At 35.5% G+C, this 15,386-nt stretch carries 15 protein-coding genes; 12 read left to right on the forward strand and 3 right to left on the reverse strand.

The genetic code is table 11. The annotated features are described in order from the left end of the window. From IEX94_RS19825 to IEX94_RS11410, 4 genes are all read left to right on the forward strand, one after another. Positions 1 to 224, forward strand: a 224-nt coding sequence (locus IEX94_RS19825) for a hypothetical protein (protein ID WP_229782688.1), incomplete at its 5' end; no start/stop codon positions are given. Beyond that, complete coding sequence (cap4, locus tag IEX94_RS11400) at positions 211 to 1,650, forward strand: CD-NTase-associated endodeoxyribonuclease Cap4 (protein ID WP_188857487.1); 1,440 nt, start codon at positions 211 to 213, stop codon at positions 1,648 to 1,650. The genes IEX94_RS19825 and cap4, both read left to right, overlap by 14 nt. Before the next feature lie 157 nt (positions 1,651 to 1,807). Next, the gene (locus IEX94_RS11405) at positions 1,808 to 2,806 is read left to right on the forward strand and encodes an SIR2 family protein (protein ID WP_188857490.1); all 999 of its coding nucleotides are present in this window, start codon (positions 1,808 to 1,810) and stop codon (positions 2,804 to 2,806) included. Then, positions 2,793 to 4,667 (forward strand): ATP-binding protein, encoded by a 1,875-nt coding sequence (locus IEX94_RS11410; RefSeq protein WP_188857493.1) that lies wholly within the window; start codon positions 2,793 to 2,795, stop codon positions 4,665 to 4,667. Before IEX94_RS11405 ends, IEX94_RS11410 begins: the two co-directional genes overlap by 14 nt. Positions 4,668 to 5,180: 513 nt before the next feature. On the opposite strand, the gene IEX94_RS11415 is transcribed toward IEX94_RS11410, so the two are convergent. Continuing rightward, a complete protein-coding gene (locus IEX94_RS11415; protein WP_188857496.1) occupies positions 5,181 to 6,032 on the reverse strand; it encodes an AraC family transcriptional regulator in 852 nt (283 codons plus the stop codon). A 373-nt stretch (positions 6,033 to 6,405) separates the two neighbouring features. Between IEX94_RS11415 and IEX94_RS11420 the strand changes: the two genes are divergently transcribed. From IEX94_RS11420 to IEX94_RS11455, 8 genes are all read left to right on the forward strand, one after another. Next, positions 6,406 to 7,041 (forward strand): GntR family transcriptional regulator, encoded by a 636-nt coding sequence (locus IEX94_RS11420; protein ID WP_188857499.1) that lies wholly within the window; start codon positions 6,406 to 6,408, stop codon positions 7,039 to 7,041. A gap of 19 nt (positions 7,042 to 7,060) precedes the next feature. Continuing rightward, positions 7,061 to 7,825, forward strand: a complete 765-nt coding sequence (locus IEX94_RS11425) for a creatininase family protein (protein ID WP_188857502.1) — start codon at positions 7,061 to 7,063, stop codon at positions 7,823 to 7,825. Further along, positions 7,800 to 8,252, forward strand: a complete 453-nt coding sequence (locus tag IEX94_RS11430) for a TRAP transporter small permease (RefSeq protein ID WP_188857505.1) — start codon at positions 7,800 to 7,802, stop codon at positions 8,250 to 8,252. The genes IEX94_RS11425 and IEX94_RS11430 overlap by 26 nt, the downstream gene beginning before the upstream one ends. Positions 8,253 to 8,268: 16 nt before the next feature. After that, on the forward strand, positions 8,269 to 9,561 hold the full coding sequence (locus tag IEX94_RS11435; RefSeq protein ID WP_188857508.1) for a TRAP transporter large permease: 1,293 nt from the start codon (positions 8,269 to 8,271) through the stop codon (positions 9,559 to 9,561). Between the two features lie 13 nt (positions 9,562 to 9,574). Further along, on the forward strand, positions 9,575 to 10,606 hold the full coding sequence (locus tag IEX94_RS11440) for a TRAP transporter substrate-binding protein (protein ID WP_188857510.1): 1,032 nt from the start codon (positions 9,575 to 9,577) through the stop codon (positions 10,604 to 10,606). Position 10,607: 1 nt separating this feature from the next. Continuing rightward, positions 10,608 to 11,453: a carbon-nitrogen hydrolase family protein gene (locus IEX94_RS11445; protein WP_188857513.1), complete on the forward strand. Its 846-nt coding sequence runs from the start codon at positions 10,608 to 10,610 to the stop codon at positions 11,451 to 11,453. Then, positions 11,450 to 12,127 (forward strand): RraA family protein, encoded by a 678-nt coding sequence (locus tag IEX94_RS11450; RefSeq protein WP_188857516.1) that lies wholly within the window; start codon positions 11,450 to 11,452, stop codon positions 12,125 to 12,127. Before IEX94_RS11445 ends, IEX94_RS11450 begins: the two co-directional genes overlap by 4 nt. Before the next feature lie 344 nt (positions 12,128 to 12,471). Then, complete coding sequence (locus IEX94_RS11455) at positions 12,472 to 12,699, forward strand: hypothetical protein (RefSeq protein WP_229782689.1); 228 nt, start codon at positions 12,472 to 12,474, stop codon at positions 12,697 to 12,699. 122 nt (positions 12,700 to 12,821) lie between these two features. Here IEX94_RS11455 and IEX94_RS11460 read toward each other — a convergent pair whose 3' ends face one another. Both IEX94_RS11460 and IEX94_RS19830 read right to left on the reverse strand, forming a co-directional pair. Next, positions 12,822 to 14,420 carry an N-acyl-D-amino-acid deacylase family protein gene (locus tag IEX94_RS11460; RefSeq protein ID WP_188857522.1) on the reverse strand — a complete coding sequence of 533 codons (1,599 nt, stop codon included), beginning with the start codon at positions 14,418 to 14,420 and terminating at the stop codon, positions 12,822 to 12,824. Position 14,421: 1 nt separating this feature from the next. Beyond that, positions 14,422 to 15,386, reverse strand: a 965-nt coding sequence (locus IEX94_RS19830; RefSeq protein ID WP_444544164.1) for a sodium:solute symporter family transporter, incomplete at its 5' end; no start/stop codon positions are given.

The raw sequence follows: 15,386 nt of genomic DNA on the forward strand, positions 1-15,386 counted from the left end.
TAAAAACAACGAAAACACAGGTTTTTACTAAGAAACTTTTGACAATACGAAAAAGTATGTGGGGGATTATTAATGACACCACAATAGGAGCAAACTTTGTTGTTCTGCTTCTAGTAAAACTAAATAATGGAAATATGGAGGGGGACGTATCATTATTTTTACAAGGATATCCTTTGGTGAATGGGGACTTATTACGAGAGGAGCAGATAAATGACCAAGAGTGAAAAACTAAATCAAACACCATCACTTCTGGAACCCGAGTCAACAGGTGGAGATATTGCATCTACTGGTATGGACTTTCAGGCATATCTTCTACTGTGTAAGATTCCTTATTGGTTATCTTATGAAGGCTTTACTTCGTGCATATGGGAATCAATTGGAGATATTGAAGCGAGATTCTTCGATCCGGAAAATGGCGAGGTTAGAGAAGCGATTGAGGCAAAAAATCATTCCGTTGCTAAAACAGAATTTTGGAGTGAAATTGAACGGTTTAGACAGATGGATGAAGGGAGTCCTGGTACATATCGCTGGTTTACTCTGTCGTGTCCAGGCCTATCTAAAGAATTACAACCTTTAGTGAATGGTTTAAGAAGATTACGAGATCCATACAGTTTTTATAGTGATTCTTCTGGCGTTATTCGTAATTCTTACGAACAATATAAACAAAGAGTTATTAAATTAGGACAGGATGAGCAAATGGCATCGTTTCTATTTAATAAGGTTTCTATTGAAGACAAATGGGGCTCGCTCAACGAACAGTCGAAAGGGATGTTTAATGATTATTTTTCAGATTATCAATCCGAATATAATTTAAGAAAGAGTGATTTAGACAATGTATATACCTCCTTACATCAGTTGGTTCGTTCTCAAAAAAATAACCCTGTAACAAGAAAAGAATTAAGACAAGCAATAAATTCTACGTTAGCTATCGGAGACATTCCTAAAAAACCTGCTTATATTTATACTGCAAATAACCAATTAATAGAAACAAAAAAAGATATAACTTTTGACTGGCATGTTTATTTTGGTGGGAAAGAAAGAAAATACCCAGGTCCTACTGAATGGGATAATAAAATGAAAAAAATAGACCTAACTAGGAAGTGGATAGAGGAAAATCGTTCTTCGAGAAACATTTATTTAAGTGGCCATCGAAGGATTTCTTCCTCATTTGCGCTAGGAGCCATTTTTTCTGCTGTCTCAGGTTTTATCGTTTCAATTGTGCAAAGGGAAGGGCAAGTATGGTCTACTAATGATTACCCCACTAATGATACGCCGGATTACAATTTTTTATTAAAATATGTAGAAGGTGAAGGTGACGAGTTAGTTGTCACAATCGGAGTAACGAGGGAAAGTATAGAAGATGAGGTAAAGGTTTATTTAAATGAAGAACTGGATGCTAATCTACCTCAACTTCATCTTTATTCAAAAGAACCAATTGTTTCAGCTGCACAAGCAAACAAAGCAGCGAATAATATAAAATCTGCAATAAAGTCACAATTAGGAATAAATCAATCAACTAAAATCCATTTATTTTATGCGGGACCTGGACATTTGGCCTTATTTATAGGTCATAGATGGAATGCTTTACCTCCTAGTCAATGTTATGAGTGGGTAAACACTGGTAAATATGTACCCTCGTGTACTATCTGATGCAATCCATAAAAAATCAGTCTTATGTACCAGTAGGTAAGTGTCAAGGAACTTACCATTGGTAGAGAAGAATTCAACACTTAACGTTCTAAAACTTTGATATTTGTAATGAAGCGATTTCGAATATGGTCAATATAGATGAGATGGGGAAATCAAGATGAGTGAAGAGACAATAAAACAATTGCAAAAACTAGCAATTACAAAGCGACTTAATTTTCTATTAGGATCTGGGACATCTGTACCTGCTATTCCATTAATGGGAACGTATAAAGATATAGATGGAAAATCAGCTAATGAGCAGTTATCTGAGCGAGTTCAGGAAGTTAGTAAGCGATTACTAATGAAAGATGAACTAGCTGAAAGAGATATTTATACAGTTTTGGATAATTATCAAAAATTTATAGAGGGCGTTGTCACGATATTGAACTTATCTAACTCGCGTCAGATACCCAAAAATGTGAATATTTTTACAACAAATTATGACTTGTATATTGAAAAAGCGACTGATCAGATTTTAAAAAAGTATAGGCTGGTATTTAATGATGGGGCTAGTGGATACTTTGATCGCTACTTAGATAGTTCAAATTATAATCGAACGGTTTCTTATAAAGGGTTAAATGATAATTATATTAATGAAATTCCATCAATAACATTGATAAAACCACATGGATCAATGAATTGGGAAGAACATAATGAAAATATTTTAATTAAAAATGAAGTAGTTGAAAATCCTGTTATAGTGAAACCAGATGGATACGAAGCATCAACTACTTTTGAAAGTAATCATTTTCATGAGATGCTGCGTATTTTTCAGATGGAGTTAGATAAGCCGCAATCGGTTTTATTTGTTATAGGATTTTCTTTTCAAGATAAGCATATTGCAAAGATGGTTAAGCGAGCAGTACAGAATCCTGAACTTATGGTTTATGTATTTGGGTACAGTGATGATGACAGACAGATGTTCTTAGAGAACCTTGGTTTTGAAAATGAGAGATCCAATTTCATAATTCTGACTCCAAAAAACTTCGATGATTGTTATACAAATAGGTATACTGATGTTGAGAATGGTGACGAATGGTTTAGCTTTACTCTATCAAATCTAACAAATATATTAATGAGAATAAAATTGGGGGATTTGAAAGATGACGAAACATAGTAAAAAATTAGGTGTAATTGTAGGTGTTGAAGGTGATGAATCCCATGTAGGTATGTATCATATGTCTAATGACGCTGAGTTTATATGGTATGGAGATATTTTAACGGGTCCTAAGATTGGTGCATTTTTAACTATCAACCAAAACGAAGTGAAGATTATTGCATCGGTTTCAACTGAAAAAGTTATTGATCAGCAAAATACTATAAAAAGTATTGAATTTGATAATCGGTATTCTAAAAACTCCATCAATCGAATAATTATATTAAAAACAAAAGGAGTAATTAGCGATGGGGAATTTGAAATTACTAGTCGATATGTTCCGATGATTGGTAATGAAGTTACTTTAACCACGAAAGAAGAACTTAGCATTATATATGGGGTGGAGAGCACCGAATCAACAGTTACTATTGGTAAGTCAATCCTAGAAGGACAACCAATACAATTGTCTATTAATAATCTTTTTGCATCGCATATAGGAGTTTTTGGGAATACAGGTAGTGGTAAATCGAATACTTTACATAAGTTATTTTTAGAGCTTTTTAGATCTGAATATTATCGGGAAATTACTCGAAAGTCCCAATTTTTTATTATAGATTTTAATGGAGAATACATAGGTAAGGATATGTTTGGTGTAAGAGGAGAGCATAAAGAAATTTATGAAGTAAATACAAGGAATGAAAAAAGAGGACGTAAATTGCCTATAAAAAAAGAGTATTTGTTCGATGCAGATATTTTGGCAATATTATTTGATGCGAGACCAGCTACCCAGGTGCCATTTTTACGAACAGCGTTAAAAACTTTCAATGAAGAAATAAAGGATGCACTGAGTTTTGCGGAACTAGAAATTAGGTTATTAATATCGATTATTAAAGGAAATAAAAGTGTCGGCGGTGACGCACTTGACAACTGGATATCAGCGGCCGAAAGTATAGGTCTTGACAAAAAGCATTTTTCTGGTTTGAAAAATTACTTTATAAAAAATGACTATGGTAATTTAGTAATAAAAACAGGTGCGGGACAACTGATTCTTCATGAAGGACAAATTACACCCCAAGGAAAAATAGAACTTAAGATTGCTGATTTATATTCAGAGCTTGTTTACACATTTACTCATGCTAGTCCTATTCAAAAACTGAGTTACTTTTTACAGTTTCAAAAGGTTTATGTTTCTGCATGGAAATCTGCAAATATTGAGCATATCAATCCTTTATTTAATCGAATAAGAACATCATTTGACAGTCTTGAAAAAGTAATTGAAGTTTGTGATGATATTTCTAATAAATACAAAGTGGTGAATATAATATCTCTTGTGCATGCTAATCAAGAAATCACTCGCTTGATACCTATGCTAATATCAAAGATGATTTATGATGAGCAGAGATTAAAGGTTGCAGGTCAGAATATTAATCAAACAAAGCATTTGATTATCGATGAAGCTCATAATATCTTAAATGCAGAGTATAGAAATAACGGCGATGATTGGCAGGATTATCGTTTATCAGTGTTTGAAGAGATTATAAAAGAGGGAAGAAAATTTGGTTATTATTTGACACTTTCAAGTCAACGCCCTGCAGATATTTCTCCAACTATTTTATCACAAACACATAACTATCTTATTCATCGTTTAGTAAATGAGAAAGATTTACGTATGTTAGAAAATACAATGCCGACGCTCGATAGAAGCTCATTTCAAATGATACCTAGTCTTGGAAGAGGTGAAGTAGTTATAACTGGAAATGCAATGCAAGTACCAGTTTTTGTTAAAGTTCCAAAGGAAAAAAGTATTCGCCCAAACAGTGATGATGTCTTACTTACAAATCTATGGGGAAATTCATCTGATTTCACTGAACCTATTGTGTAGTAACCCAGATGTGTTACTAGAGATGTTTTTGTGGATTTGTCAGTTTGTTGTATCCTTCTTAACTTTACAGAATATACTTTGAAAAGGTTTTCAAAGAAAAATTAGGCGAAAGTTATAAAAAGAACCTAAAAAGAAAACTAAACTAAGCTAAGGGCATCCCTCTATCGAGAAGTTTTTATTTTGGTGGCATTCGTCCTATTGAATGATAGTTCCGTACATAGTTTGTGTCAAATCGAACGAACTGAATCAAATCTATCCACGTGTACAGCCATAAGAATGTACCATCTCTTACATGTTTTTAACCAGTGTATACTACGAAATTTACCACTTATCGCCAATGCGTTTACCAAAGGGGTAACCTAAAGACTTTGGAAAGTGAAAACAACTTAATCCCTCCGTATTTTACGGAGGGATTAAGCTTATGAACTTCCGCAATCACACCCAATTACGGATTTAAATTATTCCTTGAAGCAGTGGATACACAATGTAATCCCTTGCTTGTTGTATAAGTTTCTATACTACAGGTATCCAAATTTCCGAATATAAATCAGGACTGGAGGGATCCTCATCTGAATATACCTCTAGTTCTGGTGTACCTGCGTGTTTGTAACCACTTGAAGGAAACCATTCTGAAAAAATTTGTTTCCACACTTTTTGCATAGCATCTGGCATTGGTCCGTGTACCTCAAATATAGCCCATTTGGATGCTGGGATTTCGAGCGTAAATAATCCATCAGGCGCACTGTCCTCGTGTGCCGTCCCTATCCAATAATCAATGGACTCGGAATCTTTTTCGACACATACACCCACTACACCTTCAACCGGACCATTGTTCAATTGAAACAATCGCTCGTCCGTTCCATCTCCATTTATCTCATCCCACATTTTGGGGATGCCCACTAGGTTCTCTTCATTAACCAGTGAAAATTCCTGTTTGATCCCTACAATCTGAAATCCCTCACGCTCAACAATTTTGACCTGCATTGCTTCTGCTCCCTTCAGACTTACCTGTACTACCAGGCGGTTATAAGATTTTAGCTTTCCCGTATACTTTCGTGCTTCACTTGGTGTCACTGCATGTTGCCGCTTGAAAGCCTTTGAGAAAGCTTCCGGAGTGTCATAACCATATTTGTAGGCGAGATCAATAATTTTTGTGTTGGACTTTGTTAGCTCATAAGCAGCTAATGTTAGGCGACGTCGTCTGAGATATTCACCAACAGATATATCCGTTAATATCGCAAACGTACGCTGAAAGTGAAAACTTGAAAAATTAGCCTGTTGGGCGATACCTTCTATCGTGAGATCGTCAAGTAAATGCTCTTCCATGTAGTCTATTGCTGCCTGTAATGATTCAACCCACGTCATGTCACTCACTCCTTATTTAAATCCTAACAAAGTATCATCTATTCATCCTGTCTTCTTGTGCTTTGTTTGAACAGTATTTTGAATTGGGTAAAATGTTGCTTTGGTTAATGAGAATTTGCGGAGGACCGCTTTAATTGAATAGTAATTACTTTTTTACGATAAGTATAGCATTTTTGATTATGGAAACTAAATGCCTAGTAGACACACCTACCCTTGAAAACGTTGGGAGCACAAGGAGTGGGAGATTTATGGAATTCATTCATTTCAGTAAAATTATATTTTTTGAAATATTGTTGACAAACCATTAAAAAGGAAATATAATAAAAATACGAGTTGTATACAACTGAAATACAGAAATTAGAAGGTGTGTAGTATGAGTAGAAGCCGATTACTAAAAGATGTTGCTTATGACAAATTAAGAGAAATGATTTTAAAGGGGGAGTTAGTTCCTAATTCTAATTTAACCGAAAGTAAACTTGTTTCAATTTTGGATATGAGTAGAACGCCAATAAGGTCTGCACTGGAAAAATTACAAATGGAAGGATTTGTAGAGATCCACTCCAATTTAGGGATAGTGATAAAAGACTTATCAGTACAGCAAACTAAAGATCTTATTGATTTTCGAATAGCCATTGAAACATATTCTTTGAAGAATGTCATGAGTCATATTAATTCGAATCAAATTATTCATTTAGAGAATATGCTTAGAAATCAAAAGAAATTAGTTCAGACAAGAAAAGCTTATGAATTTATGATTGAGGATACTAACTTCCATCAAGCTTTAATTGAGATGTCTGGTAATGAATTGTTTTCGCAATATATAAAGAACACAAAAGATCGATTGTTTTCTAATGGGGTGAAAATTTTTGACCTCTTGCCAAAGAGGATAGAAGAGTCATATCATGAGCATTTTCAAATTGTAGAAGCAATAAAAATGAATAATGTTGAGGAAGTTGTAAAAAGGATGGAAGAACATCTGTTAAATGGAAAAAAGGTATTATTATCATAATTTTAATAGGAGGATGGAAATGAAGAGTACAAATCTACTAAAAGAAATGAGCTGGAAAGAATTTGAAAGAAGAAAAATGGAAACTGATTTAGTTATTATTCCTTCGGGGGCTTTTGAGGTGTATGGGCCACACCTTCCCCTGGGAACAGATATTTTAGTATCACAGCGTATATCCGAATTGTTGGCAGAGAATGTAAACGCTATCATAGGGCCTGCACTAGAAGTTGGGGAATCTGCAATGTTAGATGAATTCCCTGGAACAATTACAATTAAACCTGAGAGTTTTAAAGCATACATGAATGATACTGTACAAAGTTTAAAAAAATGGGGATTTAAAGATTTCTTATTTATTAATACTCACGTAGGTAATGTGCCGATTATTACCCAAATAGTTGATGAATTACTAAGAACGGAAGATATTCGTTGTGCACAAGTAGATTATTGGAGATTCTTAAAAACTTTAGATGAAGGGGTGATTGAAACAGGAGAATTGGCACATGCACATGCAAGTGAGGCAGGGACATCCGTGATGATGCATCTATATCCTGAATTATGTGATTTGGATAATTGGATAAACGAACCCCCAAATGTCGAGAATAAATATCCTGATATTCATCATTATCCTAAGTTATCTACAATAACAAAGTCTGGAACTATAGGCAATGCAACTGTTGCAACCGAGGAAAAAGGAAGAGAATTGGTAGATAGATCATTAGACCGTATCAAAACATTCTTAAGACAAAGTTGGGGTTACAAAAATGAAAATAATAGAGAAGACACTTGAATATCTAACTGTTATATTTTTAATTCTCCTTGTAATCACGGTCACTTTACAAATAGGTTCTAGAATGATTAACAATCCATTGCAATGGACAGAGGAATTATCTAGACATGCATTGGTCTATATGACTTTTCTAGGTGCTGCGTTAGCCTTTTATAAGGGGCATGGAATGAAAATAACAAGTTTTACTGAAAAATTTCCCCCAATGCTTAGAAAAACAAACGATATATTTATTGATAGTTTAGTATTATTATCATCCATAATATTATGCTATTTAGGAATAAAATTGGGGCTATTGTTACTAGATTCTCCAACCCCTTCCATGAGGCTTTCGAAAGGTTTATTAACATTTGTTTTACCACTTGGATTCTCATTGATTGTTATAAAGGCAGTCAAAAGTTTATTTACAACACTACGTAAAGCAGGTTAAGGAAGGGGGGAAATATATGGAGTTAGTACTATTATTTCTATTACTAATTATCTTTATTATATTGGGAATGGAAATCGCTTATGTTTTAATTGTAGCTCCGATAATAATTATTGCTCTAACTCATTTAGGAGATTTACCGATCCCTTTTGAGGTTATACCTCAATATATATATGGTGGTGCTGATTCGTTTAGCTTTACAGCAATACCTCTTTTTATATTAGCTGGTGAACTTATGAACCGTGGAGGAATAACCATAAAACTAGTGGAATTCGCAAAAAAAGTAGTTGGTTATATACGAGGTGGCATAGGGCAGGTATCTGTGTTAATAAATGTCGTAATGGCTGGTATGTCAGGATCGGCAGTAGCAGATGCCACTGCTACCGGAGCTATATTAATTCCTACTATGAAAGAGGAGGGTTATACTCCTGGAAAAAGTGCGGCAATTATTGCCGCATCATCTACAATTGGTCCAGTAATACCGCCAAGTATCCCGTTGATTATAATCGGAGCTACTGCAGGTATATCTGTAGGAACGCTGTTTATAGCCGGTATTATTCCAGGATTATTAATGGGACTTGCCATAATGCTATATATCTTTTTCACAGCTAAGAAAGATAATATAGAGAAGACAGAAAGGCCATCTATAAAAGAGCAGGTTAGAGCTATAAGGCCGGCATTATTACCTTTAGGCATGCCGATTATAATCATTGGTAGTATTGGTTTTGGTATTGCAAGTCCTACAGAATCAGCGGTCTTAGGTGTTTTGTATGCATTAGTACTTACAGGATTAATTTACAAAGACTTATCATTTGCCGAGTTAATAACAGCTTTAAAAGACACCGCTTTATCCACTGGAACATTAATGATTACAATTGCAGCCGGCATGCTATTTGGGTGGCTTGCAACTTATTTGAATATTGGGTCCGTTCTAAATGAATTCTTGCTATCTATCAGCACGAATCCTATCGTAATACTAATATTTATCAATCTCATTCTATTAATATTAGGGATGGTTTTAGAGACAATACCAATTATTTTACTTATGGTTCCAGTGTTATTTCCAATAGCTTTATCTGTTGGAATCGATCCGGTTCATTTATCAATAATTATGGTAGTGAATTTAATGATTGGTTTGATTACTCCACCAGTTGGCTTAAACCTGTTTATTACTTCACAGATTGCAAAAACACCAATAATTGAAGTGATAAAACGTGCAGTACCGTTAATTTTCATACTACTTCTTGTCTTGTTACTAATCACTTACGTACCACAGATATCGTTATATTTACCAACATTACTAGGAGTTTAAAGGAGTGATAGATATGAAATACAAAAAAACTATTCTTTTATTAACTTTAATTTTAATTTTATTATTGGTAAGTGCATGTGGTGATTCTGCTTCTTCTGAGGGAGGGACAGGAGATGGCACCATACAGTTGAAATCAGCAGATGTCGTTGCTGGTGACAGCCCATATAATACTGGAATGGAGCAACTATCTGAAACTCTCGCAGAAAAAACAGATGGTCAAATAGAGCTTAATCATTTTCCAGCAGGACAGCTTGGTAATGATGGTCAAATTGTAGATGGTATTAAAATTGGAAGCATTGATATTGGAATGGTTGGTACTATTTCCAGTAAAGTAACGGAAGCTTTATACCTACCTTTTTTATTCGAAGACAGTAAACACATGCATGAGGTATTGGATGGAGAAATTGGAGAAGACCTAAAAAGCCGCTTTGAAGAAGAAACTGGTATAAAAATGATTGGATTTGTTTATTACGGTCCTCGTGTATTAACAACAGATGGGTTAGAAGTAAATACACCGGATGATTTAAAAGGATTGAAAATCAGAGTTCCAGAGATGCCTCCAATGGTATCCACCTGGAAAGCTTTAGGAGCAAATCCAACGCCGATTGCTTTTACAGAACTTTTCTCGTCTTTAGAACAAGGGGTGGTAGATGCCCAAGAAAATCCATTAGAGATTATTGTGAATAATAGTTTTTTTGAAGTACAAGACACTCTTATTGAGACATATCATTCATTACCACTTAGGTTCTTAATTATGAATAAGGAAAAATATGAAAGTTTAAGCGAAGAGCATCAAGAGCTTTTACAAGAAGAGTGGGATAAAACTTCATTAGAAATAGAAAAATTATATAAAGAACAGGATGATGAATATAGACAAATCATTGAAGATCATGGAGTTAAATTTATTCAACCAGATGTAGAATCATTTAAAGAGGCAACTAAAGATGTATGGAAAGAATATGCCCCTGAAGCTTTTGGAGATGGAGTATACGAGAAAATTGAAGCATTAAAAGATGGTAAAAATGACGATTTGGAGAGTGAATAAAATGAGTATGGTAAAAGTAGCGGCAATTCAAATGGATAGTCAAAATGATAAGCAAGAAAATATTAAAAAAGCGGATTCAATGATCCGTGAAGCAGTTCTAAAGGGAGCGGAGTTAGTTACACTGCCTGAGTACTTCAACTTTATTGGAGAAGAAAAGGAAGAGGAAGAAAATGCAGAGTATATCGAATCGGGAGAAACGGTAGTTTTTTTAAAAAACATTGCTAAGGAATTAAACGTCTGGTTGCATGGTGGGAGTATATTAGAAAAAGTAGACGGCAATGAGAAATACTATAATACTACACTGTTCATAAATAAAAATGGGGAAGTAGTATCGGCATATCGAAAAATTCATTTATATGATGTAGAAATAAATAATGGTCCAAGTCATTTAGAATCTAAAACTAAGAATTTTGGAACAGAAATTGTGGTTTCAGATACTGACTTTGCAAAAATTGGTTTAACTATATGCTATGATGTGCGGTTCCCAGAGCTATTCCGCCTACAAGCTTTAGAAGGTGCTGAAATAGCTATAGTTCCAGCCGAATTTACTCTATTTACAGGAAGAGATCATTGGGAAGTACTCTTAAGGGCTAGAGCAATTGAAAATCAGCTTTACGTTATTGCGCCAGGACAAATTGGTAATAAACCAGCGTTCCAAAGTTATGGTAGGTCAATGATTGTAGACCCTTGGGGGACCGTAATTGCAACGTCATCAGATAAGGAGTCTGTCTTAATAAGTGAAATAGATCTAGCATATTTAAGAGGTTTACGAAAGCAGGTTCCATCCCTTAGCAATCGTAGGCCAGAGGTATATAATATTACTAAAGTAGGTGGGGTCAAAGTATGATTAATATAAAAAAAGAAATTGATAGATTAGATAAGAAATTTGTAGATCAATTTAAGGATATCCCACCTAGTGATTATGGGCATAAGCTACACTATAATTTAATTAGTTTAAATTCAATAAAACCTGTGAACAAGGTGGAAAATAGATTTGCTGGACAAGCTATTACAGTTCGTATTACCCCGCATGACTCAATATTAGTCTATAAGGCCATTGAATTAGCGCAGCCAGGGGATGTATTAGTCATTGATATGAGTGGAGAAGAAAGATATGCTTGTTGGGGGGAAGTAACCACGTTGGCTGCAAAAGCAAAAGGGGTAGTAGCAACCATTGTTAATGGGCCCGCTACAGATAGCTTAGAAATTGAAAAGAATAACTATACTGTCTATGCTACAAACACTTCACCGATGACAACTAAAGTCCATGGATTTGACGGCGACATTAACATACCAGTTTCAATTGATGGGGTAGTCGTAAATCCTGGCGATTTAATTGTTGGAGATAATGATGGAATCCTAGTTATTCCGAAGAATGAAGCCGAATTTTACTTAGAAATCGGAAAAGATGAATTAAATAAAGACCAAGCAAGGAAAATCTCATTGGAAAGTATTAGTATTGATGATTATTTGAAAAATGTTAATTCATTTTTAGATGATAAAGAAATTAATTGGTTTTAGTATTTCTATAAACCATATTTATAGGCTAATGTTATTCTAATACAAAGTAGAATAAACTCCTGCTATAAAAACAGATTGTAGTGGAACCCCATTTTCCTCTACAATCTGTTTTTAATGTATTTAACATAGGTGTATTCTTTCTTTGGTTTAACCTATTTTGTGAATAAAATGAGTCATCAGCTGTGGGCCACTTATCCACTATTAAAACTGCTAAATCTACAATAACTCAGTCAACTTTAATGTAATCTTGAATAGCCTGTCATTCACCATTATAATACACTGGTTCTTTGTTTATATATTATACAACTTTTCTAATGACATTAATTATTGAAAGTTATGCGGATTTGGAAACAAAAGCAGGATTTTATGGAAAATCTTGGTTTATAATTTCCATAGTGTCGCCAACTGAAATATGGCGATTCATCGAAAATATTAACTTTCGTAAACGAGGTTTAGAAAATAGCTGGAAAGTTCGCAAGTCGAAAGAGTTTCAATGTCCTCCCGAATACAAAGGAGCTCTTGTAGATATTGAACGTATTATCGAAGGCGAAGGAGAATTTTACCTTATCTAAGTACGTCCTTTCATAATTTAAGTTATAAGGATGGGCTATTCAATTATTGGGGTAATTATACCCCACCTGTATGATAAAGGTGGGGTATAATTGAACTTTAATTAATTCTCACAAGATAAAACCTAATTAACAGGAGTTGCAACTCCACTTCTAATAACCCTGCCCGCTGTCATTCCAGTAAATTGTTCATCTTTCACTGCTAATAGACCATTTACCAGAACATACTTAATTCCTACTGGCTCTAGAAGTGGTTCTTCATACGTAGAGCGATCCTTGACTGTTGTGGGGTCAAATACAACTATATCAGCTTTATAACCTTCTATTAATAATCCACGATCTTTTAATCTCAATAATTGTGCGGGTGCTCCTGTCATCCGTCTTACCGCTTCAGAAAGAGTAAGTGCACCCTTTTCTCTTACAAATTCACCGAGAACTCTTGGGTAAGTTCCAAAAAGGCGTGGGTGTGGCTTACCACCAAAAATACCATCTGAACCGACGACTTGTAAGGGATGCTGCATTCCATAGATAAGGTCTTCCTCGTCTCCCCAATGAGCAATCATTGTAATGTTTGCCTCTTCTTCCAGCAGAAGATCAAATGCGGCTTCTTCAGGTGTAGTATTCCATAATTCAGCTATTTTCAGCATGTTTTTATTTTCAGCTTCTTTATTCTGCTCAGAACCTACAGATGCGATTACTATATTTTCCCAACCACAGTTGCGCACCCAGTTCTCGTAATCTTCGTTATGAAGGAAGTCTTCTTTAATACGGTTACGAACATCTTTATCTTTTAAACGTTCTAGTAACTTTTCTGTTCCACCCTCATGCATCCAAGGTGGAAGGATTGAATGAAATACTGTAGAACCTGCTGTGTAAGGATACTGGTCAAAAGTTACTTCAATCCCTTCTTCTCGAGCTTCGTCCATTAGCTGCAAGGATTTCGTAAACTTGTCCCGATTTAGTTCACCAGCAACTTTAAAATGAGATACATGAAGTCTGACCCCAGTAATTCGAGCGACATCAATGACTTCTTCCAAGGCTTCTAACGATTTATTGCTCTCATTGCGGATATGAACGACAAAGCAGCCGTCATAGCGGGCAGCCCCTTTACAAATCTCAATAAGCTCCTCTTTATCTGAGTATATATTTGGTGGGTAAATAAGTCCGGAAGAAACACCTACTGCACCTTCTTCCATCCCTTTTTCAACAATTTTACGCATTTCCGTCATTTCTTCTTTTGTTGCTTTTCTTCCTTCAAATCCCATTACTAATGTACGAGCACCACCATGGGGAACTAGGTACGTATTATTGCCGATTAGGTCTGATTGTTCCAGATAGGAGAGGTAGTCGTCAATTGATTCCCAAGGCCAGTCACCAATATCTCCGTTTAATCCTTTCAATTGCTTTTGCCAAATCGGCTTTGTTTCAGAAGAGACAGGAGCTACAGATATGCCGTCCTGGCCAAAGAGTTCGGTTGTTACCCCTTGCATTACCTTTATTTTGTGGACTTCAGGTCGTAAGCAGAGCAGGTCAGAATGAACGTGTGTATCAATAAAACCTGGACTTACTACGAGCCCTTCAGCATCAATCGTTTCTTTGCTTGGTGCATCTTTTAATTGTCCAATTTCTACAATTGTATCATTGATTATACCGATATCTAATTTTGTCCAAGGATTTCCTGTTCCATCTAGAATATGGCCGTTGACAATTTTTACATCAAACATATTAAGATCCCTCTTTCGTATAAGTTATAGTGGATTTGTGAGCCTTAGCTGGTATTCCTTTGCCCCAGAATCTTCGTATTAATTCTTCAGAAGGCTTGGGTGTCAGATAACTCACTACAATCATGGCAATTAGAGAAATTCCAAGAGAAGTAGCTATCGTATGCATACCGAATGGATTCGGACTGAAACTATCGAGCAAAATATAACTGATTAAACCACTGTACATGGAGGCTATTGCACCAGCGCGGTTTGCCCTTTTCCAGTACAGTCCTAAGACAATTGGCGCGAAGAAGGTCGCTTCGAGTCCACCAATTGCGTAAATAACCAGATACTGCAAGTAATCTGGTGGAGTTAACGATAAAATTACTACGACAATACCGATAATTGCTGTACTGTAATAAGATATCTTTTTTACACTTCGTTCGCTGGCGTCAGGTTTCATATAGTTTAAATATAAATCTTTCACGATGGTAGAGCTTGCGACAAGGAGCATGGAATTTACCGTAGACATTACTGCTGCCAATGGAGCTGCAAGCACTAAACCCGCTAACCAGCCCGGCATAATTTCTAAGATTAAAGAAGGTAATGCCATATCCGGGTTTTCAAGGCTTGGCAAGAATAGGTTTACAAAAGGTCCTAGCGTTGCGAATCCAACTGTAAATAGGAACATGACTACACCACTATACATAATTGAACGGTGCATGGACCTTGAATCTTTAAAACTCATTCCCCGAACGGAGGCGTGTGGCAATCCGATAGCGGCAATCCCGAATAGCAGGAAATAAGAAAAGACCAATGCGCTGGATATATCTCCTGGACCAGGTAGTTCTAAAAGCTCCGGATGATTTGTAATCATTTCCCCAGCTAACGCAGAGAACCCTCCCGTAAGATTAAAGAAGACGATCCAAAGGATAACGCCACCGAGAATCATCATTAATCCTTGAATGGCGTCTGTTAAAGCAACTG

Origin of the sequence: Oceanobacillus indicireducens (assembly GCF_014647195.1) — a bacterium.
Taxonomy (GTDB): domain Bacteria; phylum Bacillota; class Bacilli; order Bacillales; family Amphibacillaceae; genus Oceanobacillus; species Oceanobacillus indicireducens.